17 protein-coding genes and 1 pseudogene are annotated in these 20,275 nt (G+C 72.2%); 9 read left to right on the forward strand and 9 right to left on the reverse strand.

Annotated elements, in window-relative coordinates; all coding sequences use genetic code 11:
• Nucleotides 1-127: 127 nt before the first annotated feature.
• Entirely contained in the window at nt 128-733 is a 606-nt protein-coding gene (locus tag AB0C36_RS37285) for a DUF3000 domain-containing protein (protein WP_358363031.1), read from the reverse strand.
• A gap of 101 nt (nt 734-834) precedes the next feature.
• Between AB0C36_RS37285 and hemE the strand changes: the two genes are divergently transcribed.
• Nucleotides 835-1,914: a uroporphyrinogen decarboxylase gene (gene hemE / locus AB0C36_RS37290; protein WP_358363033.1), complete on the forward strand. Its 1,080-nt coding sequence runs from the start codon at nt 835-837 to the stop codon at nt 1,912-1,914.
• A 76-nt stretch (nt 1,915-1,990) separates the two neighbouring features.
• Here hemE and AB0C36_RS37295 read toward each other — a convergent pair whose 3' ends face one another.
• The gene (locus AB0C36_RS37295) at nt 1,991-3,241 is read right to left on the reverse strand and encodes a DUF4349 domain-containing protein (RefSeq protein WP_358363035.1); all 1,251 of its coding nucleotides are present in this window, start codon (nt 3,239-3,241) and stop codon (nt 1,991-1,993) included.
• A gap of 180 nt (nt 3,242-3,421) precedes the next feature.
• Here AB0C36_RS37295 and hemG point away from each other — a divergent pair, with 180 nt between their 5' ends.
• The 4 genes from hemG to AB0C36_RS37315 all read left to right on the forward strand — a co-directional run bounded on the left by hemG (nt 3,422) and on the right by AB0C36_RS37315 (nt 7,444).
• On the forward strand, nt 3,422-4,930 hold the full coding sequence (gene hemG / locus AB0C36_RS37300; protein WP_358363036.1) for a protoporphyrinogen oxidase: 1,509 nt from the start codon (nt 3,422-3,424) through the stop codon (nt 4,928-4,930).
• A gap of 176 nt (nt 4,931-5,106) precedes the next feature.
• Nucleotides 5,107-5,853: a hydrogen peroxide-dependent heme synthase gene (gene hemQ / locus AB0C36_RS37305; RefSeq protein WP_358363037.1), complete on the forward strand. Its 747-nt coding sequence runs from the start codon at nt 5,107-5,109 to the stop codon at nt 5,851-5,853.
• Nucleotides 5,854-6,004: 151 nt separating this feature from the next.
• On the forward strand, nt 6,005-6,658 hold the full coding sequence (locus AB0C36_RS37310) for a methylated-DNA--[protein]-cysteine S-methyltransferase (RefSeq protein WP_358363039.1): 654 nt from the start codon (nt 6,005-6,007) through the stop codon (nt 6,656-6,658).
• Between the two features lie 132 nt (nt 6,659-6,790).
• On the forward strand, nt 6,791-7,444 hold the full coding sequence (locus AB0C36_RS37315) for a DUF4291 domain-containing protein (RefSeq protein WP_358363041.1): 654 nt from the start codon (nt 6,791-6,793) through the stop codon (nt 7,442-7,444).
• 34 nt (nt 7,445-7,478) lie between these two features.
• Here the strand turns inward: AB0C36_RS37315 and AB0C36_RS43315 are convergent.
• The 6 genes and pseudogenes from AB0C36_RS43315 to AB0C36_RS37350 all read right to left on the reverse strand — a co-directional run bounded on the left by AB0C36_RS43315 (nt 7,479) and on the right by AB0C36_RS37350 (nt 13,635).
• Nucleotides 7,479-8,980, reverse strand: a pseudogene (locus AB0C36_RS43315) (MbnB/TglH/ChrH family RiPP precursor modification enzyme).
• Entirely contained in the window at nt 8,977-9,972 is a 996-nt protein-coding gene (locus tag AB0C36_RS37330; RefSeq protein WP_358363045.1) for a TIGR04222 domain-containing membrane protein, read from the reverse strand. The pseudogene AB0C36_RS43315 and the gene AB0C36_RS37330 overlap by 4 nt, the downstream one beginning before the upstream one ends.
• Before the next feature lie 95 nt (nt 9,973-10,067).
• Complete coding sequence (gene msrB, locus AB0C36_RS37335; RefSeq protein WP_358363047.1) at nt 10,068-10,484, reverse strand: peptide-methionine (R)-S-oxide reductase MsrB; 417 nt, start codon at nt 10,482-10,484, stop codon at nt 10,068-10,070.
• A gap of 166 nt (nt 10,485-10,650) precedes the next feature.
• Entirely contained in the window at nt 10,651-12,081 is a 1,431-nt protein-coding gene (gene murC, locus AB0C36_RS37340; RefSeq protein WP_358363049.1) for a UDP-N-acetylmuramate--L-alanine ligase, read from the reverse strand.
• 185 nt (nt 12,082-12,266) lie between these two features.
• Complete coding sequence (locus AB0C36_RS37345) at nt 12,267-12,749, reverse strand: type 1 periplasmic-binding domain-containing protein (protein ID WP_358363051.1); 483 nt, start codon at nt 12,747-12,749, stop codon at nt 12,267-12,269.
• Between the two features lie 82 nt (nt 12,750-12,831).
• Entirely contained in the window at nt 12,832-13,635 is an 804-nt protein-coding gene (locus AB0C36_RS37350; protein WP_358363053.1) for a pyrimidine reductase family protein, read from the reverse strand.
• Nucleotides 13,636-13,666: 31 nt separating this feature from the next.
• Between AB0C36_RS37350 and zapE the strand changes: the two genes are divergently transcribed.
• Nucleotides 13,667-14,761 carry a cell division protein ZapE gene (zapE, locus tag AB0C36_RS37355; RefSeq protein ID WP_358363055.1) on the forward strand — a complete coding sequence of 365 codons (1,095 nt, stop codon included), beginning with the start codon at nt 13,667-13,669 and terminating at the stop codon, nt 14,759-14,761.
• A gap of 18 nt (nt 14,762-14,779) precedes the next feature.
• Here the strand turns inward: zapE and AB0C36_RS37360 are convergent, their stop codons facing one another.
• On the reverse strand, nt 14,780-15,541 hold the full coding sequence (locus tag AB0C36_RS37360) for a TetR/AcrR family transcriptional regulator (RefSeq protein WP_358363057.1): 762 nt from the start codon (nt 15,539-15,541) through the stop codon (nt 14,780-14,782).
• A gap of 125 nt (nt 15,542-15,666) precedes the next feature.
• On the opposite strand from AB0C36_RS37360, the gene AB0C36_RS37365 reads away from it, so the two are divergent.
• The 3 genes from AB0C36_RS37365 to AB0C36_RS37375 all read left to right on the forward strand — a co-directional run bounded on the left by AB0C36_RS37365 (nt 15,667) and on the right by AB0C36_RS37375 (nt 20,215).
• Nucleotides 15,667-16,377: an NAD(P)-dependent oxidoreductase gene (locus AB0C36_RS37365; protein ID WP_358363059.1), complete on the forward strand. Its 711-nt coding sequence runs from the start codon at nt 15,667-15,669 to the stop codon at nt 16,375-16,377.
• 562 nt (nt 16,378-16,939) lie between these two features.
• Nucleotides 16,940-17,821, forward strand: a complete 882-nt coding sequence (locus tag AB0C36_RS37370) for a PPK2 family polyphosphate kinase (protein ID WP_358363062.1) — start codon at nt 16,940-16,942, stop codon at nt 17,819-17,821.
• Nucleotides 17,822-18,466: 645 nt separating this feature from the next.
• Nucleotides 18,467-20,215: a cholesterol oxidase substrate-binding domain-containing protein gene (locus AB0C36_RS37375; protein ID WP_358363060.1), complete on the forward strand. Its 1,749-nt coding sequence runs from the start codon at nt 18,467-18,469 to the stop codon at nt 20,213-20,215.
• Nucleotides 20,216-20,275: the final 60 nt, after the last annotated feature.

Consider the following 20,275-nt stretch of genomic DNA (forward strand, 5'->3'; position numbering starts at 1 on the left):
CCAGGTCGGACCAAAGCGTGTCGCCGCCGACGGCCGGCAGGGACACCGCGCGCAGCATCGTCCCCATCGGGGGAGCGGTACGGGTGACGCCCGTGCCGTGATCTGGGCCGCGAACCGTACGCCCTGCTCAGCGGTCACGCAGTGCGGATCGGGACGGCATCGGCACCACGCCCTCGCCGTCCGAACCCGCGGGCGGCAGCGGCGGGAGGCCCGCACACGTGCACAGCAGATCCAGCCACGCCTGCATGTGCGCTGCCAGGTCGTCGCCGACCGGCGTCCACGACGCCCGGATCTCGATCTCGGTCCGGGCGATCTGGCCCTCCAGCCCACCGAACCCCTGCGAAGTCGCACGGCTGACCGTGCCGCTCGGCGCGACGTACTGCGCGCCGTGCAGATGCAGTGCCTCGGTCAGCCAGGTCCAGCCCACTTCGGGCAGCAGCGGGTCGGTCGCCATCTCCGGTTCCAACTCGGCGCGCGAGAGCGTCACGAACCGGAACGTGCCCTCCCACGCCTCGTGGCCGTCCGGATCGTGCAGCAGCACGATCCGGCCGCCGCCCAACTCCTCGTCGTCGACCACGACCTCGGCCGAGAACGCCGCGGAGAACGGCGCCAGATTCCGCGGGCGCGGCATGTCCTCCAGCTCGATCTCGGGACGTAGCGCCGCCGTCCGCATCTGCTCCACCGCGCGGCGGAACTCCGCGGGCTCCTCGGTTTCGCCGACTGCTGGTGCCATGACCGGCAGCGTATGTGCGGGGCAGCAGCCAGCCGAGGAGGCGCGCGGGCCTTCGCCGCGGGCGAACGGCACACTCTTCCGGGTCTGCGAGGATGGGCCATGTGACTGACCCGCGTACCCCTGGCTCGCCGCCCCCCGCCGCTCCGACCGCCGATGTCCGCGACTCGGCGTTCCTGCGCGCCTGCCGACGCGAATCCGTGCCGCACACGCCGGTGTGGTTCATGCGCCAGGCCGGGCGCTCCCTGCCCGAGTACCGCAAGGTGCGCGAGGGCATCGCCATGCTCGACTCGTGCATGATGCCGGACCTGATCACCGAGATCACGCTCCAGCCCGTGCGCCGCCACAAGGTCGACGCGGCCATCTTCTTCAGCGACATCGTGGTGCCGCTCAAGGCGATCGGCGTCGACCTGGACATCAAGCCGGGCGTCGGCCCCGTCGTGGCCCACCCGATCCGCTCCAAGGCCGACCTCGCCCAACTGCGCGACCTCACGCCCGACGACGTCCCGTACGTCACCGAGGCGGTCGGCCAGTTGACCCGCGAGCTCGGCGGCACGCCGCTCATCGGGTTCGCCGGCGCGCCCTTCACCCTGGCGAGCTACCTCGTCGAGGGCGGGCCGTCCAAGAACCACGAGTTCACCAAGGCGATGATGTACGGCGAGCCCGACCTGTGGGCCGCCCTACTCGACCGACTGGCCGAGATCACCTCGCAGTTCCTCACCGTGCAGATCGAGGCCGGCGCCTCCGCGGTCCAGCTGTTCGACTCGTGGGCGGGTGCGCTGTCCGCCGCCGACTACCGCGCGTCCGTGATGCCGGCCAGCACCAAGGTGCTCGCGTCGGTGGCGTCGTACGGCGTGCCGCGCATCCACTTCGGTGTCGGCACCGGCGAACTGCTCGGCCTGATGGGCGAGGCAGGTGCCGACGTGGTCGGCGTCGACTGGCGGATCCCCCTCGACGACGCGGTGCGCCGCATCGGTCCCGGCAAGGCCGTGCAGGGCAACCTCGACCCGGCCGTGCTGTTCACGCCGCGCGAGACGATGCGCGCGAAGGCCGACGAGGTCCTTGCCGCCGGGCGCGCCGCCGAGGGGCACATCTTCAACCTGGGCCACGGGGTGCTGCCGAACACCGACCCCGAGACGCTCACCGCGCTCGTGGAGCACGTGCACAGCGCGTCCGCGCGCTGACCCGACCTCCCGGTCCGGCCCCGCCCCGAACGGGGTGGAGCCGTACCGGACGACGGACTGCGGTACGTGGCCCGCGTCAGTGCGCGCCGGGCGGTTCGCTCGGCGGCGCACTCGGCTTCGCCGGTACGGGGGACGGCGCGCCCGCGGGCTCGTACGCCGAATCGTCGTCCTCCCGCGCCTCGTCCCGCACCGCGCCGACCGGGTTCCGCTTCTCCCACCGGATGAACGGCTCTTCGCGCGCGGCGCGGCGCGCGGCGATCGCCTGCGCGATGGGTGCCCGGTACTGGCGCAGCAGCCACAGCAGCACCAGGAACACGACGAGGAACGGCAGCACGGCCGCCAGTACGACCAGAATCCCGCGCACGGTCACGTAGAACGCGTGCCACCCGCCGCCCAAGGCGTCGACGACCGCCCCGCCGAAGCTCTCGCCGCCCTTGTCCTTCTTCGCCGGCGCGTCGGGGGCCTTCGGCGGCTCACTCTTCGGCTTCGGCTCCGGGCGCGCGTTCACCGCCAGCGCGATCGTGGCGAGGTCGGACTGCGCCGTGAGCGTCTGCTGACGCTTCATCAGCGACTCCAGATCGGCCTCGCGGCGTGTCACTTCCGCCTCGATTGAGACGATCTCGCCCAGGGACGTCGCCTTGGCCAACAGTTCCCGGACCCGCTCGACGCTGCGCCGCTGCGTCTCGATCCGGCTCTGGACGTCCACGACCTGCTCGGTGATGTCGGTGGCCGTGCGGTTGCGGCCGATCACGGTGCCGAGGGCGCTCAACTGGTCGAGTGCCTTGTCGAACTGCGCGGGCGGCACCTTGAGGGTGAGCACCGATGTCGTGACGTACACGACCTCTTGGCGGGTCGGCTCGGTCGAGCCCGGGGCGGGCGGCACCGAGACGTTGCGCGTGGACCGTGTGGTCTGCTCGCCCGCCACGAGCCCGCCCATGCCGATCGTGATCGACCGGGCGTTCGCCGCGACGGCCTCCGGGTCGTCCGCTTCGAGGCGCACGTCCGCGGTCAGGACCAACTTGCGGTCCTGCACGGGCGGGTTCTCGGCGGCCGGAGCGCCGCTCGGCGCACTCGCCGGGGCTTTGGTGCCCGAGGTGCCCGAGGTGCCCGAGGTGCCCGAGCCTGCGCCTGCCTGGCCGGTTCCGGCCGGTGAGGGCGCGACCTGAGTCCCGGAGGTGGGAAAGGCGGCTCCCGCAGTCGGCGCCGCGGCGCCGGGAGCTTCGGCCTTGCCGCTCTTGTCGCTGTCGCTGTCGCTGGAGGAGGAGCATGCGCCGAGGAGCAGCACCGCCCCCAAGATCGCCCCGACTGCCGTGGTTCGTCGTCTCAACACGGTTCCCCCCAAAGGATGTTGCGGCGTAGACGGCCTGGCGCGGCCTGCTGACGGCCCTGTGACGGCGACCATCCGCCGCGGGTTCCGCCTTCGGGAGGCCCGCGACAGAAACGTGTCCGTACCGACCGCAGCCCGTGACCGGCGGGTATGTCCGGCCGCGCGTGAGAAAGTGGCCGCATGAGTTCGACTACCTCCGCGGCGGCCGACCGGGCCGAACCGCCCGCAGGCCGGCACATCGTCGTCGTCGGGGGAGGGATCGCCGGGCTCGCCGCCGCACACGCGCTGTGCCGCGACGCCGGGCCGGGCACACACGTCACCGTGCTGGAGGGATCACCGCGCATCGGCGGGAAGTTGTCCGCGGCCGAGATCGCGGGCGTACCCGTCGACGAGGGCGCCGAATCGATGCTCGCCCGTCGCCCCGAGGGCACCGGCCTCGCCCGTGAGGTCGGACTCGCCGAAGACCTCCAACCGCCCGCGACCGCCAGTGCGACCTTGTGGACGCGCGGCGCGCTGCGGCCCATGCCTCGCGGTCACATCATGGGCGTACCGGGCGACCTGTCCTCGCTGGCGGCCTCCGGAGTCCTGTCGCCCGCAGGCCTCGCGCGCCTCCCGGTGGACCACGCCCTGCCCCCGCACCCGTACGAAGACGACGTGACCGTAGGCAAGTTCGTCGCCGCACGCCTCGGCCACGAGGTCGTGGACCGGCTCGTCGAACCGCTGCTCGGCGGGGTGTACGCCGGCGACGCGTACGCGATCTCGCTGGAGTCCGCGATGCCGCAGCTGCTCCCCGCGGCCCGCGCCGGCGGCTCGCTGCTGACCGCGGTACGCGACCTGCTCGACCGCGCCCCCGACCCCGCCGGCGCCGGACCGGTCTTCGCGGGCATCCGCGGCGGCATCGGACGGCTCCCGCATGCGGTCGCCGACGCGATCACCGCGAGCGGGCGCGGCACGGTACGCACGAATGCGACCGTACGCGCGCTCCACCGCACCCCCGACGGCTGGCAACTCGTCGTCGGCGACACCCGCACCCCCGAGAGCATCGACGCCGACGCGGTGGTGGTCGCGGTGCCGGCCGCCCCCGCGTCGCGCCTGCTCGCCCCGCACTCGCACGTCGCCGCCGTCGAACTCGGATCGATCGAGTACGCCGGGATGGCCATCGTGACGCTCGCGTTCCGCCGTGCCGACCTGGGAACGGAACTGCCCGGCAGCGGCTTCCTCGTGCCGCCCGTCGACGGCCGCCGCATCAAGGCGAGCACGTTCGCGAGCAACAAGTGGGGCTGGATCGCCGAGGCGGACCCGGACATGTTCGTGCTGCGCACGTCGCTGGGCCGGGCGGGCGAGCAGGCCGTGCTGCAACGCGACGACGCCGATCTGATCGCCGACTCGCTCGCCGACCTGCACGACGCGGTCGGGCTCGGGGCGGTGCCGGTCGAGACGCGCGTGACGCGCTGGGGCGGCGGGCTGCCGCAGTACGCGGTCGGGCACCGCGGGCGCGTGGCGTGCGTCGAGGACGCCGTCGAGCGGCTGCCGGGGCTGGCGGTGTGTGGGGCGGCGTACGACGGCGTCGGGATCCCGGCCTGCATCGCAAGCGGGCAGCGGGCGGCGGCATCGGTGCTGGCGTCTGTGGGCGCCTGGGGTGCGTCGGGGTCGCGGGGATCGCGGGGCTCGGCGGGTTCACGGGGCTGACGGGGCCGACGGGGCTCGGCCGCTCGGCGGCTTGTCGACTTCGGCTTCGGCTTCGGCTTCGGCGGGACGGTGACCGTGCGCGGTGGAGCGGGGCGCCGTACGCCTGTTCGGGCAGTGCGAGCCCTTCACCCCCACCAGGGTGCGGGGGATCGGTCGGGGCGAGGGACAATCGGCGTATGACTGACGCCACCACGCAGGACCCCGACATCCCCGAGACGGCCGTGGAGACGGTGCCGCCGCGCCGTAAGGCCCGCGACCTCAACGAGGTCATCCGCTACACGATGTGGTCGGTCTTCCGGCTGCGCGGACCGCTGCCCGAGGACCGGGCCCGGCTGGCCGTCGAGGTCGAGGCGCTGTTCGAGCAGCTACTCGACAAGGACGTCGTGGTGCGCGGCACCTACGACGTGTCCGGGCTGCGCGCCGACGCGGACGTGATGATCTGGTGGCACGCGGAGTCGTCGGACGAACTGCAGGAGGCGTACAACCTCTTCCGCCGCACGGGCCTGGGCCGTGAGCTCGACCCGGTGTGGTCGAACATGGCGCTGCACCGCCCCGCCGAGTTCAACAAGAGCCACATCCCGGCGTTCCTCGCCGAGGAGACGCCGCGCGACTACGTGGCCGTGTATCCCTTCGTGCGGTCGTACGAGTGGTACCTGCTGGAGGACGCCGAACGCCGCCGCCTGCTCGCCGAGCACGGCCAGATGGCCCGCGGCTACCCCGACGTGCGGGCCAACACGGTGCCGTCCTTCGCCCTGGGCGACTACGAGTGGATCCTCGCCTTCGAGGCCGACGAGCTGCACCGCATCGTCGACCTGATGCGGCACCTGCGCGGCTCGGAGACGCGTCGGCACGTGCGCGAGGAGGTCCCGTTCTACACGGGCCGCCGCCGCCCGGTCGGCGAGCTGCTGGCAGGTCTGGCCTGACACGTCGGTGGGCCGTTCCGCGTCCGGGGCGGCCCACCGCGATGTCCGAAACCCGCCGGTCATCCGGACGCGGCGGCGGCAGCATGGTCGGGTGGGAAACACCCCGAACCACCAGACGCCCGCCGCGAGCACCACAGGAAGGTCCGCCGCCATGAGCACCGCCACCGCAACTGTGACCGACACCGTCACCGAGACCGCGACCGGCGCAGTCACTGCCGGTGCCGCCACCGCCCTCGTGCAGGACGCCCTGCCGATGACCGTGGACGGCGGCGGCGACCGTGCGTGGGACCCGATGGAGTTCGTACCCCCGCTCGACGGCCCGCCGCGCCACACCGTCGTCGGTTCGCCGGTCGGCGAGCTGCTTCTCGTCGGCGACGGCGAGGCGCTGAGCGGGCTGTTCATGCTGCCCGACGCCAAGTACGTCCCGGAGATCGGCGGCGACTGGGTGCGCGACGACGCCGTGTTCGACGAGGTCACGCGCCAGCTGGAGGAGTATTTCGGCGGTGAGCGCCGGGAGTTCGACCTGCGGCTCGCGCCGCGCGGCACGGACTTCCAGCGGCGGGTGTGGCGCGAGCTGACCACGATTCCGTACGGGCGCACGACGTCGTACGGCGCGATGGCCGACGCGCTCGGCTCGCCCACCGCGTCCCGGGCCGTGGGCGCCGCCAACGGGCGCAACCCCATCTCGATCATCGTGCCGTGCCACCGCGTCATCGCGTCCACCGGCGCGCTGACCGGGTACGCGGGCGGCCTCGACAAGAAGCAGCAACTGCTGGCGCTGGAGCGCGGTTCGCGCGCTGCCTGACCGGGGCCGGGCGCGACTCGACCGGGCCGCGTCACGCCGGGCCGGCCGCGTCGGTCCGCGCCGCGACCGGGCAGGGCGGCCGGGTGGGAAATCCGCTCGCGCTCCGGCCGCGGCCGGTGCGAGGGTGCGGGCATGTCCGCCCAGCGCACCCGGCACGGCCGGCAGACCCGGCAGCCGCAGCCCCGGCACGGCGAGCAGGCGCGCAGCCACGCGCAGACCCGGCACACGCCGTACGAGATCCGCGCCGACTTCGATGCCCACTCGATCGTCGTCTACCAGGCGTACTCCGCGGCGATCGCCGGTCCCGCGGTGGACGCGCAACGCTTCGTCCCGCCCTTCTCGTTCGGGCGCATGACGTGGATCAAGCCGTCGTTCCGGTGGCTGATGCACCGCAGCAACTGGGGCCGCAAGTCCGGCCAGGAGCGGATCCTCGCCGTCCGGATCACCCGCGAAGGCTGGGAAAAGGCGCTGGGGCGCGCGGTGTTGACGACATCGGAACCGGACGCGGTGGCACGCGCCGAGGTGCATGTGCAGTGGGATCCCGAGCGCTCCCTGCGCGGGGCGCCGCTCAACCACTACAGCATCCAGGTCGGCGTCGGCCGGGCGCTGGTACGCGAGTTCGCCGAGCAATGGGTCGTCGGCATCACCGACCTGACCCCGACCGCCCATCGGATCGCCGAGCTGGTCAGGTCCGGGCGCGCGGACCGCGCAAAGGCGTTGTTGCCGGTGGAGAAGGTCTATCCGGTGCCCGACGCCCTCGCGCGGCGGATCGCCGCGCCCGGATAGCACGGGCGGAGGTACGTCACACCGCTGCCCGAGGTCAGTCGGAGCAGTACTGCGCTTCCGGGTCCCAGCCCACGGGGTTGCGGCGCAGGCGGGAACGTACGCGCTGGACGAATCCGGGCCTGCGCGGCGGCTTCGGCGGATCCGGCGGTGCGGGGGACAGCGCGGCCTCCACCGCCTCGGGGAGTTCGCCCCGGACCTTCAAGTACTCGGCAAACGCCACCGCGTCGGCACGGCTGCCGCCGACCGCGGGCTTGGGATGGGTGCGTGCCCACTCCATGAACGTACGGGGCCAGCGGTCGCCGAGCGCTGTCGCGAGCACAGGAAGGGCACGCAGCACGCCCTCACGCCGCTTGGCGGCCAACGCCACCGATTGCACGCGGATGCGTTCTGCGTCGAACCCCTCCGGGACCGGCCCTCCCGCGACCAATGCGGCGAGCAAGTCAGCCTGCCTGCGGGCAAGTTCGGCGCGAGCAGCGACGGGATCCACAACGGGATCCACAACGGGATCCACAACGGGATCCACAACGGGATCCACAACCGGATGCACGCCCGGGTCGGCGCCGGGGCCCGCGACCGGGCTCACCGCCCGCCTCCCGCCGACACTCCGCCCAGGGCTCCGGAAACTTCGGTGCGGGAGCCCGGAACCTCGCCAAGCGGCCCCGGAATTCCGCGGATTGACCCTGCCTTCACCGCCGCTGCCGTGCCGTCGAGGCGCGACCGGATGGCCGTCAGCTCGCCCTGCAATTCGTCCGCGGGCGGGAAGGCCGCGTCGCGTTCCAGCAGCACGCCGGGCGGACGGTGCCGCTCGCACAACATGCCCAGGATGTCGAGGACTTCGTCGCTCACCGGGTGCGCGTGCGTGTCGTGCCAGATCCCGTCGGTGAGGACGCCGCCCGCGACGTGGACGTATGCGACGGCCTCCAGCGGCAGCGTGTCCAGCGCCGCGGCGACATCTATGCCGTGGTTGACCCGTTCGGTGTGCAGGTTGGCGACGTCGACCAGCAGGGACACACCCGTCATCGCCACCAGTTCGGCGAGGAACTGCCCCTCGGTCATCTCGTTCTCGGGCCACGTGAACAACGTCGCCGGGTTCTCCAGGGCGAGCGGCACCGGCAGCGAGTCCTGGGCGACGCGTACGTTCTCCGCGATCACCCGCAGAGCCGCGCGCGTACGCGGGACCGGCAGCAGGTGGCCCGCCTCCATGCCGCCCGCGCGTACGAACGCCAGGTGCTCGCTGACGAGCGGAGCTTCGACCGCCGCGGCCACCTCGGCCAGCCGCGCGAGCCGCTCGGGATCGGGCCGGTCCGCGCCGCCGAGGCCGAGCGAGACGCCGTGCGGCACGACCGCCGTGCCGCGGGCGCGCAGCACGCGCAGCGAGGCGGGCAGGTGGTCGGGGTGGTCGGCGCACACGTTCTCGGCGATCACCTCGACGAAGTCGACGCCGGCAAGGCGTTCCACGGTGAGGTCGATCTCGGGCCGCCAGCCGATGCCGACGGCCCCCGACTTCCCACCGAAGAGCCCGCTCCCGGTGCTCATGAGCTGCCTCCTCCGCAGCCGCCGCCTCCACCGCCGCCGCCGCAGGACGATCCGCCCGAGCTTCCGCCGCAGGAGGATCCCCCGCCGCCGCCCCCGCCGCAGCTCGACCCGCCGCCCACCAGCGAGCACGACCACGAGCTCGAGCCGGGCCCCGCGCACGAGGTCCCCCGGAACCCGTTGTCCGCACACGAGGTGGAGCCGCACCACGACGGCGTCCCCGGGTCGTACACACCCGCACACGACGAACCCGAGGAACTCGCGGTCGTCGTCGGCGGCGCGTACTGGGGCTGGGCGAAGGCCGCGATCTGCTGCTGCCGGAAGATGTCCAGCAGCTCGTAGTCGGTGAGCCGGGCCAGCCCCAGAACCGCGATCTCACCGAGCCCGACGCCGCCGGCCACCGTGCCGTCGAGGCGGTGGCGCAGCGCGGCCTGCCTGCGCAGTTGCACGACGTACCGCATGCCGGCCTGGGTATGCCCGCTGCGGATCAGCAGCTTGCCCGCCTGGGTGGCCAGCATGATCACGAAGGCGATGAAGACGAAGGGGAGGCCGACAAGGAACACGGCGTTGCGCAGCGCGATTCCGAGGATCACCAGGAGGGCGAGGGCGCCGCCGAAGCAGGCGAACAGCACCCTCATGCCGGACCTCGCCCGCGCGATCTCGCCGGGCGGGCGCATCAGACCCCAGTAGAACAACTGGTGGCCGATGCCCTGGATCTCGGGGCAACGTGCGCCCTGATGGCGTACGGCGGCCAGGGACGCGGTCCCGCCGGCGGCCTGGACCGCGCGCAGCACGCCCGCGGTCACCGCGTCGGCCGGCCCGCGCCCGGTGGCGGTGACCGTGCCGTCCCGGCCGATGTGCAGGACGCCGGTGGCGCGCATCGCGAGAATGGCGACGTCCGCCACGCGCGCGGGGCCCCCGGTGAGGAACGCGGCCGTGTAGAGGTCGATCCGCGATACGTCGGGAGGGGCGTTCGGGTTCATGTTCCGGTTCATATCCCGTATGTACCTGCCCCGGGCACACTCCCACCCACCCGGGACCCAATTCGATGGGATTCCCTCACGAACCGGTCCCCGGCGGGCACGAACGATCAAGCGCCGTCTGCGGGTTCCAGCGTCATGCTGATCGAGTTGATGCAGTACCGCTGGTTGCGCGGCGTGTAGCCCTCGCCGTCGAAGACGTGTCCCAGGTGCGAGCCGCAGTTGCGGCAGCGGACCTCGACGCGGACCATGCCGTACGACTTGTCCTCGCGCAGCTCGACGCGCTCCTCGTCGACGTAGTCGAAGGAGGGCCAGCCGCAGTGCGAGTCGAACTTGTCCTGGGACCGGAACAGCTCCGCGTCGCACGCCCGGCACCGGTACACACCGACCGTCTTGGTGTCGGTGTACTCGCCCGTGAAGGCGCGCTCGGTGCCGGCCTCGCGCAGGACGTGGTACTCCTCCGGCGACAGCTTCGCCAGCCACTCGTCCACGGACCTGACCACGTTGTACTTCGGGGTGTCAGCCATACCGACATCCAACACGTACGACCCCGCGTCCGTTCCCGGGGCGGGGTCGTACAGGCATTACCGGCCGGTGACGGCCGCGCGCGCCGGGCGGGCACGGGCACCGGCCGGGACGGGAGCGGCTACGGACGCGGCTACGGGCCCGGACCTACGGCGGCGGCCGCGCGCCTCAGCGGCGGTTGATCGCCTCGAGGATCTCCGGGCCGAGCAGCGTCACGTCGCCCGCACCCATCGTCAGCACCAGGTCCAGCGGACGCGCCAGCTCGGCGACCACCGCGGGCACCTCCGACCAGCTGTGCTCCATGCGCACGAGGCCGCCGTGGTCCAGCGCGCTGTGCGCGATGATGTGGCTCGTGATGCCGGGCTGCGGGTCCTCGCGGGCCGCGTAGATGTCCATCACCAGGGCGATGTCGGCGGCGGCCAGGGCACGGCCCATCTCGGTGCCGAGCTGCTGGGTGCGGCTGAACAGGTGGGGCTGGAAGACCGCGATCACGCGGCCCGCGCCCACCGCGCCGCGCGCGGTCTCCAGGTCGGCGGCGATCTCGGTGGGGTGGTGCGCGTACGAGTCTACGACGCGTACCCCGCCCGCCTCGCCCTTCAGCTGGAAGCGCCGCCGGACACCCTGGTACTTGCCGAGCGCGCCGCCCATCTCGGCCGGGTCGATGCCGAGCGCCAGGCCGACGGCCAGGGCCATGACCGCGTTGGACGCGTTGACCCGGCCGGGGACCGCGACCGCGAACACGTGCTCGGCGCCGGCCTTGCCGCGTACCGTCACCTTGCTCGCGAGGCCCTGCGGCTCGACCTTGACGATCTGGAGGTCCGCGGCGGCGTCCTCGCCGACCGCGACGATCCGCAGTTCGGGCGCCGACTTGGCGAGGCGCTCGCGCAGCGCGCCCGCCCCGGCGTCGTCGGCGGACAGCACGAGCGTCCCGCCCGCGACGATGCGGTGCGCGAACTGCTCGAACGCGTCCAGCACCTCGTCGAGCGAGGCGTAGTTGGCGTGGTGGTCCAGCTCCACGTTGAGGACGACCGCGACCTCGGGGGCGTACTTGTGGAAGCTGCGGTCGCTCTCGTCCGCCTCCGCCACGAAGACGTCGCCGTCCCCGTGGTGTGCGTTGCTGCCGGCCTCGTTGAGGTCCGCGCCGATCGCGAACGACGGGTCCATGCCGAGCGACGTCAGGCTCACCGCCAGCATGCTGGTCGTGGTCGTCTTGCCGTGCGTGCCGGCCACGGCCACCGACCGGCGGCCGTCCATGAGGCGGGCCAGCGCGTCGGCGCGGTGCACCACCGGGATGCCGCGCTCGCGCGCCGCGACCAACTCGGGGTTGTCGGCGCGGATCGCGCTGGAGACCACGACACACGTCGCGTCGCCCAGGTTCTCCGTCGCGTGGCCCACGTGCACCTGGCAGCCCAGCTGCCGCAGCGCGAGCAGCGCGGTGGAGTCCTTCGCGTCGCTGCCCGCGACCTTGGCGCCGCGGATCGCGAGAATCTTCGCGAGCCCGGACATCCCTGCCCCGCCGATGCCGATGAAGTGCGGAGCGCCGAGGTCGACCGTGGGGGCGGTCGCGGACTGCTCCGCGGGCGAGGCGGGCGATGCCATGCAGGCTCCTTCAAGAACGCGTGAACCGGAAACGGGTGGATCGGGACCGGGTGGATCGGGACCGGGCTCGGCACCTGGTCGTCCGGCGCCGGGTCGTCCGGCACCAGGTGGTCCGGCACCGGGTAGTCCCGGACCGGTCGACCCGGGACGGGGTGGACCGGGGACGATTGTGCACCACGCGGCGCCTACGCCGTGTTGTGCGCGAACAGCTTGAGCACCGGGACGCCCACCTTGTGCCGGGCGCGCGAGGCCCAGTCGCGGTGGAAGAACTCCTCGATCAGGTGCGGATCGGTGAGCACGATGACCTCGTCGGCGGAGTGCCGCTCGACGACGTCCTTGAGGATCTCCAGCGGGTCGTCGCCGGGGGCCGTCTCGCCCACGGCCCGCACGCCGGCGGCCTCCAGCGCCGCCACGGAGGCGTTGAGCGTACGCCGGGTCGCGTCCGCGGCCTCGTCGGTCGGCTCGTCCTTGGGACGCTCGACCTCCTCGGCGGCCTCCTCGAGGTGGCCCAGCGCCACGTCGTCCAGCGCACGCACAAGCCGGTGGTGGTCCGTCTTACCCGGCAGCACCACGACGAACGAGGTCTCGACGTCCTCGTGCAGGCCGGTGACCAGGTGTACGTCCCCCTCGTCCATGACCTTCTCGATGAGCAGCACGATCGTGTACACGCGTTGTCTCCCTCGGGTCCTCGCTGCAGCGCCGTACCGCAACACCATGCCACCCGGACGGGCAGTTGGGGTTGATTGCCGCTCAACCGGTGGGGTTGCGGACGTATCGGGCGAAGAGGAACCCGTCCTCTTCCAGAAGAGTGTGCAATTCCATCGCCTGCGGCACCTCGGGCGCGGGCCCGTTGGTGATCCGCGGCGCCGCGCCGCCGAGCAGGAGCGGCCCGAGCGCGAGGCACAGCTCGTCGAGGCGGCCCGCCATGACCAACTGGCCCAGCAGGTGCGGACCGCCCTCGGTCAGCAGCCGCGTCCAGCCGCGCGCCGCCAGCGCGTCGACCGCGGCGCCTATGTCGACGCCGGTCGATCCGGGCTCGCCCGCGATCACCACGTCGGCGTATTTGCGGGCCTCGGCCAGGCGGTCGGGGTCGCACTCGGGGCCGGTCAGCACCACGGTCGGCACTTCGGCCTCGGTGAACAGCGGCGTCGTGAAGTCCAGCTCCAGGCTGCGCGTGACGATCGCGATGACCGGGACCGGGGGCCGCCCGGCGGCGGTGCGGGCGGGGGCGTACGCGGGCTGCGGCTTCGGCGGCCGGTACCCCTCGGCGCGGACCGTCGACGCCCCGACCAGCACGACGTCGGCGAGCGCGCGCAGCACATGGAAGATGCGCTTGTCGCCGGGGGAGGACAGGCCCGCGGAGAGGCCGTCGCCGGCCTGCGCGGCGCCGTCGAGGCTGGAGACCATGTTGGCGCGCAGCCACGGGCGGCCCGCGTCGACCACGTCGGCCGGATAGGCGTACACGAGGTCGAGGTCGACCTCGGCGGCGGTCTCGGGGGGTGCCCCCGAAGGCGCGGAGCCCGGGGCGTCGGTCGCGGGAAGCAGACGTCGCATGCGGTCGAGTCTTGCACGCACCGTAGGCTTGATGATCGTGCCCAACCTGTCCCCGGCGAGTCCGGCCGCCGAGCCGGTGTCCCTCGCATCGCGCCACCCTGTGGTCCCCGCCGACCGCATGGTGGCCGAAATGGTCCCACCGCCCCGCTTCGACGGGGTGCGCTTCAGCACGTACATACCGGACCCGACGCAGCCGAGCCAGGCCGCCGCGGTGACCCGGCTCGAGGAGTTCGCGGCCTCGCTGAACGCCGCGGGCGGCGGCGACGGCGGCTCCCGGCGGCGCTGGTTCCGGCGCGACAAGGCGGCCGCGGCACCCGCGTACAGCGGCGTCTACCTGGACGGCGGCTACGGCGTCGGCAAGACGCACCTGCTTGCCTCGCTGTGGCACGCGGCCCCCGGTCCGAAGTCGCTGTGCACGTTCGTCGAGCTCACCAACCTCGTCGGCGCGCTGGGCTTCCAGGAGACGGTACGCGCGCTTTCCGGCCACCGGCTCCTGTGCATCGACGAGTTCGAGTTGGACGACCCGGGCGACACGGTCCTCGTGTCGACCCTGCTGGGCAAGCTGGTCGACGCGGGCGTCAAGCTCGCGGCCACCTCCAACACGCTGCCCGACAAGCTCGGCGAGGGCCGCTTCGCCGCCGTCGACTTCATGCGCGAGATCCAGGGGTTGTCCGCGCATTTCCGGTCGCTGCGCATCGACGGCGACGACTACCGCCACCGCGGCCTGCCCGAGGCGCCCTCGCCCGCGGCGGACGACGACGTGGTCGGCAAGACCGCCGTGGCCCCCGGGGTCACGGGCGCGGCGCTCGACGACTTCCCCGAACTGCTGCGGCACCTCGCCTCCGTGCATCCGAGCCGGTACGGGGCGCTCCTCGAAGGCGTGCACGCGGTCTTCTGGCGCGGGGTCGTGCCGGTTCACGACCAGTCCACCGCGCTGCGCCTGGTGGTGCTGGCGGACCGCATGTACGACCGCGAGATTCCGGTGGTGGCCTCCGGTGTCCCCTTCGACGCGCTGTTCTCCGAGGAGATGCTCGCGGGCGGCTACAAGAAGAAGTACCTGCGTGCGGTGTCGCGCCTGGTGGCCATGGCGCGCGACGGTGCCGAGCGGGTGCCGTCCGTCGGCTGAGCCCCGCCTGACGCGGCCTCAGCCGGGTTCACCCGCCGTCGTGTCAGTGCTTTGGTCGTCCGCTTGGTCCGTGGCCTCCCCCGCCGGCCCGTCTGCGGTCCCGCCCGCGGTCTCGTCCGGGTGCAGCGCGTCCAGGATGAGCGTGAGGCCGAACGCGAACTCGTCGCCGTAGTCGTACCCGGGCTTGAGCGCGTGCTGGGTGGCGAGTTCGGTCAGGTGCGGGTACGCGTCGGCGGCCATGTCGTCGAAGATCGCGCTCGCGACCTCCGCCAACTCGTCCGAGCCGCTGAACGGCAGGCTCAGTTCCTGGATCACGAACCCGTACAGGTAGCTGTCGATCAGCGAGAACGCGTGTGCCGCCATCGGGACCGAGAACCCCGCGGCGCGCAGCGCGCCGAGGACGGCGTCGTGGTGGCGCAGCGTCGCGGGCCCCGGCCGGGAGCGCGAGTCCATGAGCCCGACGGCCCACGGGTGGCGCCGCAGCGCGGCGCGCGCCGACGCCGTGCGCTGCCACATCGCGCTCTTCCAGTCCGTGTCGCGCGGCGGCAGGTCGATCTCGTCGAACACCGCGTCCACCATGCCGTCGAGGATGTCGTCGCGGCCGTCGACGTGGTGGTAGAGCGACATCGCCTCGACGCCCAGCGGCTGGGCGACGGCCCGCATGGTGAGTGCCGCCGAGCCCTTCTCGTCGGCCACCTGCATCGCCGTACGGATCACCCGCTCGCGGCTGAGCGGAGTGCGCGCCGCGGCTTTGCGGGGGCTCTTTGCTCCCTCGCGCATCCGCTCCTCCTTCGTTCTCACTGCTTGTGGTCTCAGTGCCCTGGCCTGCTGTTCTTGACTGCCTTACGGCATAAGGTTAGCGTGCCTTACATCATAAGGCTGACACGTCGGCGGAGGGCTGCGCGATGGATGCGGATGCTGTGCACGACCGGGTGAAGAAGGTCTGCATCGTGGGTGCCTCGGGGAAGCTCGGGCAGTACATGGTCCGGCACGCGCTGGACCGCGGCTACGAGGTGGTCGGCGTCTGCCGGGAGCGCAGCGTGCCGAAGCTGGCCGCGTTCGCCGACCGGATCACCGTCGTCCCGGGGCAGACGAACGACCGGGAGGTGATCCGGCGGGCCGTCGACGGGTGCGACGGGGTGCTGACGGTCCTGGTCCCGTGGGGCGTACGCCAGTACTCGTCGGGTACGGCGCAGGCCGTCCTCGACTACGCGAAGCCCGGCGCGCGCCTGGTGTTCTCGTGCGGCTGGCACATCACGCGCGACGGCAAGGACAAGTATTCGCGTGCGTTCACCACCCTGCTTCGCATCGCCGCCTGGGTGGGCAAGGCCGTCCGCGCGGTCGAGATCGACGACCAGGTCGAGGCCTGTCGCCGGGTGTTCGCGAGCGACACCCGCTGGACCGTGGTGCGGGGCAGCGACCTGGAGGAGGGGGAGAGCCAGGGGCTGCCCGTGTGGCGCCGGCACGTGGGCGACCCCGTGCTGTCCGGCAACCTGACCCGGCGCGTGGACTTCGCGTTGTTCATGGTGGAGGCGCTCACCGACGACACGCTCGTGCGCGAGGCCCCGGCGATCGTCGGCCGCCTCACGCCGGGCGTCCTCGCAGCGTCGGCGTGAGCGGACCATGCGATTCGGCGCGGTTCCGTTCCGCGTCCCTCCATCGGTGCGGCTGAACTGCGGCAGGCGCGTTCCTCGGGGAGGATCACTGGAGGACTGCGGTTCGACGTACCCGACTCCCGTGGAGGGCCGACGCGTGGCGAAGAAGGCGGACAAGGCGGCGGACGACGCGCTCGTGAGGGCAAGCCTCCGGGCTGTGCCGGGCGGCAAGGCCGACGGCGGCGCGGCCGGCGAGGGGGCCAAGGCGTCCGGGGCGTCGGGCGCATCGAAGTCGGGCGCATCGAAGTCGGGCACGCCGGGCGGGAAGCGGCGCGCCGAGTCCGCGGTGGAGCGGCCCGCCCGCCCGCTGGCCTCCGAAGTCGGCGCAGGCAAGGCCGGGAAGCCCGGGAAGTCGGCGAAGGCCGGCAAGACGGAGAAGGCGGGAAAGACCGGGAAGGCGGAGAGGGCAGAGAAGGCAGAGAAGAGCGCCAAGCCGGACAAGGCCGGAAAGAAGGCCAAGAAGAAGGACCACGACAAGGACGGCGGGAAGGACGCCCGGGCGGCGCGGCCTGCCTCGCCGCTGCTGCGCGTGGTCCACGGCTCGGTGCCGCCCGCGCCCGCGAACGTCCCCTCGGTCCGCGACGTTCTGCGCCTGCACGGCGGCGCGGTCGACCTCGCCAGCGCCGACGCCCGCGCGACACCGCACGCGCCCGGCGGCAAGGCGGAGGCTCTGGCCGACATCGCGGCCATGGAGCCGCGGCTCGCCGAACTCCAGGAACGGCTGTACGCCCAGGCCGTCGCGGGCGGCTCCCGCAAGCGGTTGCTCCTGGTGCTCCAGGGCATGGACACGTCCGGCAAGGGCGGCGTGGTCAAGCACGTCATCGGGCAGTTCAACCCGTCCGGCTGCCACATCCACGCGTTCAAGTCCCCCACGCGCGACGAGTCGGCGCACCCGTTCCTGTGGCGGATCCGCCAACAGGTCCCGGCGCCGGGCCTGATCGGCATCTTCGACCGGTCGCACTACGAGGACGTCCTGATCGTGCGGGTGCGCGACCTGGTCCCGCGCAGCGTGTGGTCCCGCCGGTACGCGACCATCAACCGCTTCGAGCAGTCGCTGCACGACGACGACGTCACGGTCGTCAAGGTGTTCCTGCACATCTCGTACGACGAGCAGCGCGAACGCCTTCTGGAACGCCTCGACAACCCGGACAAGCACTGGAAGTTCAACCCGGGCGACATCGACGAGCGCGCGCTGTGGCCGGCGTACCAGGACGCGTACGAGGCCGTGCTGCAGAAGTGCACGACCGACACCGCCCCTTGGTACGTCGTGCCGGCCGACCGCAAGTGGTACCGCAATTGGGCGATCAGCCGGCTCCTCCTGGAGCATCTGGAGGAGATGGATCCGCACTACCCGCAGGGCCACTTCGACGTCGAGGCGGAGCGGAAGCGCCTTCTGGAGACCTGAACTGACGCGCCGTCAGATACGTAACTCGGGACACCTCGAACAGCAGGCGCCACAGGGGCCCCACGGCTTGTGCGGATCGGTAAGGAAACCGGTCCGCATTTGCCGTTCCGGACGAAATCTCGACACGTGTCACCAAAGAATGCCGGCCCGCCCGGTTGACTTGCCCGGGGGGCCGTTCCACCCTGGCGATCCGGAGCACACGGTTCCGAGGTGATCTCCCGGCCGGGGCTACCGCACACTGATCGACACGTGCCCACCGGCGGCTTCGCGCCGCCGCGCACGAAGCTCCTCGGTCCCTCCGCGGCGATCGCAAGCGGCACCACGCACCTGCGCACCCGCAATGCCGCACGCCCGCACGGCTGTTCCGCCGTACCGCGTTCTGCCGTTCCGCGTTCTGCCGTTCCGCGCACCGCTGTTCGCGCACCGCCGTTTTGCGTACGTCAGTTTCGCGTACCTCCGTTCGCGTACCTCCGTTCGCGTACCTCCGCTCCGTGTACTCCGTTCTGCGTTCCTGAGTACCGCCCGACCCCGCGCCGCGGGGCGGTCCGTCCTGCCGTACGAACCGGAACCGGATCTTGTCGTTCCGCTTGATCGTCGAGCCGCCGCGACGGTCCGGTCCGGTCACGAGCACGGGAAGGGAACCCCATGTCCGAACAGACCAGTGGGACCGCCGCATCGGAGCCCAACCGCAGGGCGGTCATCGGCGGCCTGGCGGGTGCCGCCGCGCTGACCGCACTGCAGTGGACCCCCGCGTTCCGCGTCGAGTCCGCAGACGCCGCCGTCCCCGCTCCGCCGGGCCTGCCGGCCGGGATATCGGCGTATCTCCAGGCGTACCGCAACTGGTCCGGCGAGATCCGTGTCGACGAGGTGTGGACGTGCGCGCCCACGACGCCCGCCCAGGTCGTCTCCCTCGCCAACTGGGCCCGCGCGCAAGGCTGGAAGCTCCGCGCCAAGGGCTACAGCCACAACTGGTCGCCGCTGATGATCCAGCCGGGTACGCCGACGAACATCCTGCTCGTCGACACCACCCAGCACCTGACCGCGGTGACCGTCAACTCCGGCTCGCCCGCCAGCGTCACCGCGCAGACCGGCGTGTCGATGCTGACACTGCTCACCGCGCTGGAGAACGCCGGCTACGGCGTCACCGCCACCCCCGCACCCGGCGACCTCAGCCTCGGCGGCGTCCTGGCCATCGACGGACACGGCACGGCGGTTCCCAAGTCCGGCGAAACCCTGACCCCCGGCCACACGTTCGGGTCGCTCAGCAACCTGATCCTGTCCCTGACCGCGGTCGTGTGGGACCCCGGCACCAGCCAGTACAAACTGCGGACGTTCCAGCGCAACGACCTGGCCATCGGGCCGCTCCTGGTCAACCTCGGACGCGCTTTCGTCACCGAGGTGACCCTGCGGGTGGGCGCCAACAAGCGCCTGCGCTGCCAGAGTTGGTTCAACATCAACGTCGACGAGATGTTCGCGCCGCCGGCCTCGGCGACGGGCAACTCGTTCGCGAGCTTCGTCAACCAGACCGGCCGCGTCGAGGCTATCTGGTTCCCCTTCACCCTCGTCCCGTGGCTCAAGGTGTGGTCGGTCTCGCCGAGCAAGCCGTTCTTTGCGAAGACCGCCAACGGGCCCTACAACTACCCCTTCAGCGACTTCCTGTCCGAGGACGCCGCGGACCTCCTCGGCCAGATCACCGCGGGGGCCGCGAACCTGACCCCGACCTTCTGCAACACCCAGATGGGCGTGGTCGGTTCGGGCCTCATCGTGACCGGCTCGTGGGATCTGTGGGGCTGGTCGAAGAACACCATGCTCTACATCAAGCCGACCACGATGCGCGTCACCGCGAACGGCTACGCGATCCTCACCAAGCGCGCCGACATCCAGAAGGTCGTCAGCGAGTTCTACACGTACTACAAGAACTCGCTGAACACGTACGCCAACCAGGGCCGGTACCCCATGAACGGCCCCCTGGAGATCCGCGTCACCGGGCTCGACAACCCCGCCGACGCGCAGTTCGCCGGTGCTGTGCACCCGACGCTGTCCGCGATCCGCAACCGGGCGGACCACCCCGAGTGGGACGTCGCGGTGTGGCTCGACATCCTCACGGTGCCCGGCACGCCGTACAGCCAGCAGTTCTACCGCGAGACCGAGCAGTGGGTCTTCGCGAACTACTCGGGCACATACGCGCAGGTGCGCCCTGAGTGGTCCAAGGGCTGGGGCTACAGCGGGACGGCGGCCTGGGCCGACGCCACGATGCTGACGACCACCGTGCCGAACCAGTACCGGACCGGTGTGCCGGCCGGCAACAACTGGGACAGCGCGGTCTCGCTGCTCAACCAGTACGACCCGCACAAGGTCTTCTCGAACGGCTTCCTCAACTCGCTGCTGGTCTGACCGCACCCGCGGTCCGGCCGCCGCCGAGGACAGGCGGTGGCCCGGTCCCCCCGGCACCGG

This window comes from Streptodolium elevatio (assembly GCF_040649515.1).
Classification (GTDB): Bacteria; Actinomycetota; Actinomycetes; order Streptomycetales; family Streptomycetaceae; genus Yinghuangia; species Yinghuangia elevatio.

What these genes read in the sequence shown, in the direction of transcription:
- msrB (WP_358363047.1), bottom strand. Translation starts at nt 10,484, where the DNA reads ATGGCTGACACCCCGAAGTACAACGTGGTCAGGTCCGTGGACGAGTGG.
- AB0C36_RS37310 (WP_358363039.1), top strand. Translation starts at nt 6,005, where the DNA reads ATGAGCACCGCCACCGCAACTGTGACCGACACCGTCACCGAGACCGCG.
- AB0C36_RS37375 (WP_358363060.1), top strand. Translation starts at nt 18,467, where the DNA reads ATGTCCGAACAGACCAGTGGGACCGCCGCATCGGAGCCCAACCGCAGG.
- AB0C36_RS37285 (WP_358363031.1), bottom strand. Translation starts at nt 733, where the DNA reads ATGGCACCAGCAGTCGGCGAAACCGAGGAGCCCGCGGAGTTCCGCCGC.
- hemQ (WP_358363037.1), top strand. Translation starts at nt 5,107, where the DNA reads ATGACTGACGCCACCACGCAGGACCCCGACATCCCCGAGACGGCCGTG.
- AB0C36_RS37360 (WP_358363057.1), bottom strand. Translation starts at nt 15,541, where the DNA reads ATGCGCGAGGGAGCAAAGAGCCCCCGCAAAGCCGCGGCGCGCACTCCG.
- zapE (WP_358363055.1), top strand. Translation starts at nt 13,667, where the DNA reads ATGATCGTGCCCAACCTGTCCCCGGCGAGTCCGGCCGCCGAGCCGGTG.
- AB0C36_RS37365 (WP_358363059.1), top strand. Translation starts at nt 15,667, where the DNA reads ATGGATGCGGATGCTGTGCACGACCGGGTGAAGAAGGTCTGCATCGTG.
- AB0C36_RS37315 (WP_358363041.1), top strand. Translation starts at nt 6,791, where the DNA reads ATGTCCGCCCAGCGCACCCGGCACGGCCGGCAGACCCGGCAGCCGCAG.
- hemG (WP_358363036.1), top strand. Translation starts at nt 3,422, where the DNA reads ATGAGTTCGACTACCTCCGCGGCGGCCGACCGGGCCGAACCGCCCGCA.
- AB0C36_RS37330 (WP_358363045.1), bottom strand. Translation starts at nt 9,972, where the DNA reads ATGAACCGGAACATGAACCCGAACGCCCCTCCCGACGTATCGCGGATC.
- murC (WP_358363049.1), bottom strand. Translation starts at nt 12,081, where the DNA reads ATGGCATCGCCCGCCTCGCCCGCGGAGCAGTCCGCGACCGCCCCCACG.
- AB0C36_RS37350 (WP_358363053.1), bottom strand. Translation starts at nt 13,635, where the DNA reads ATGCGACGTCTGCTTCCCGCGACCGACGCCCCGGGCTCCGCGCCTTCG.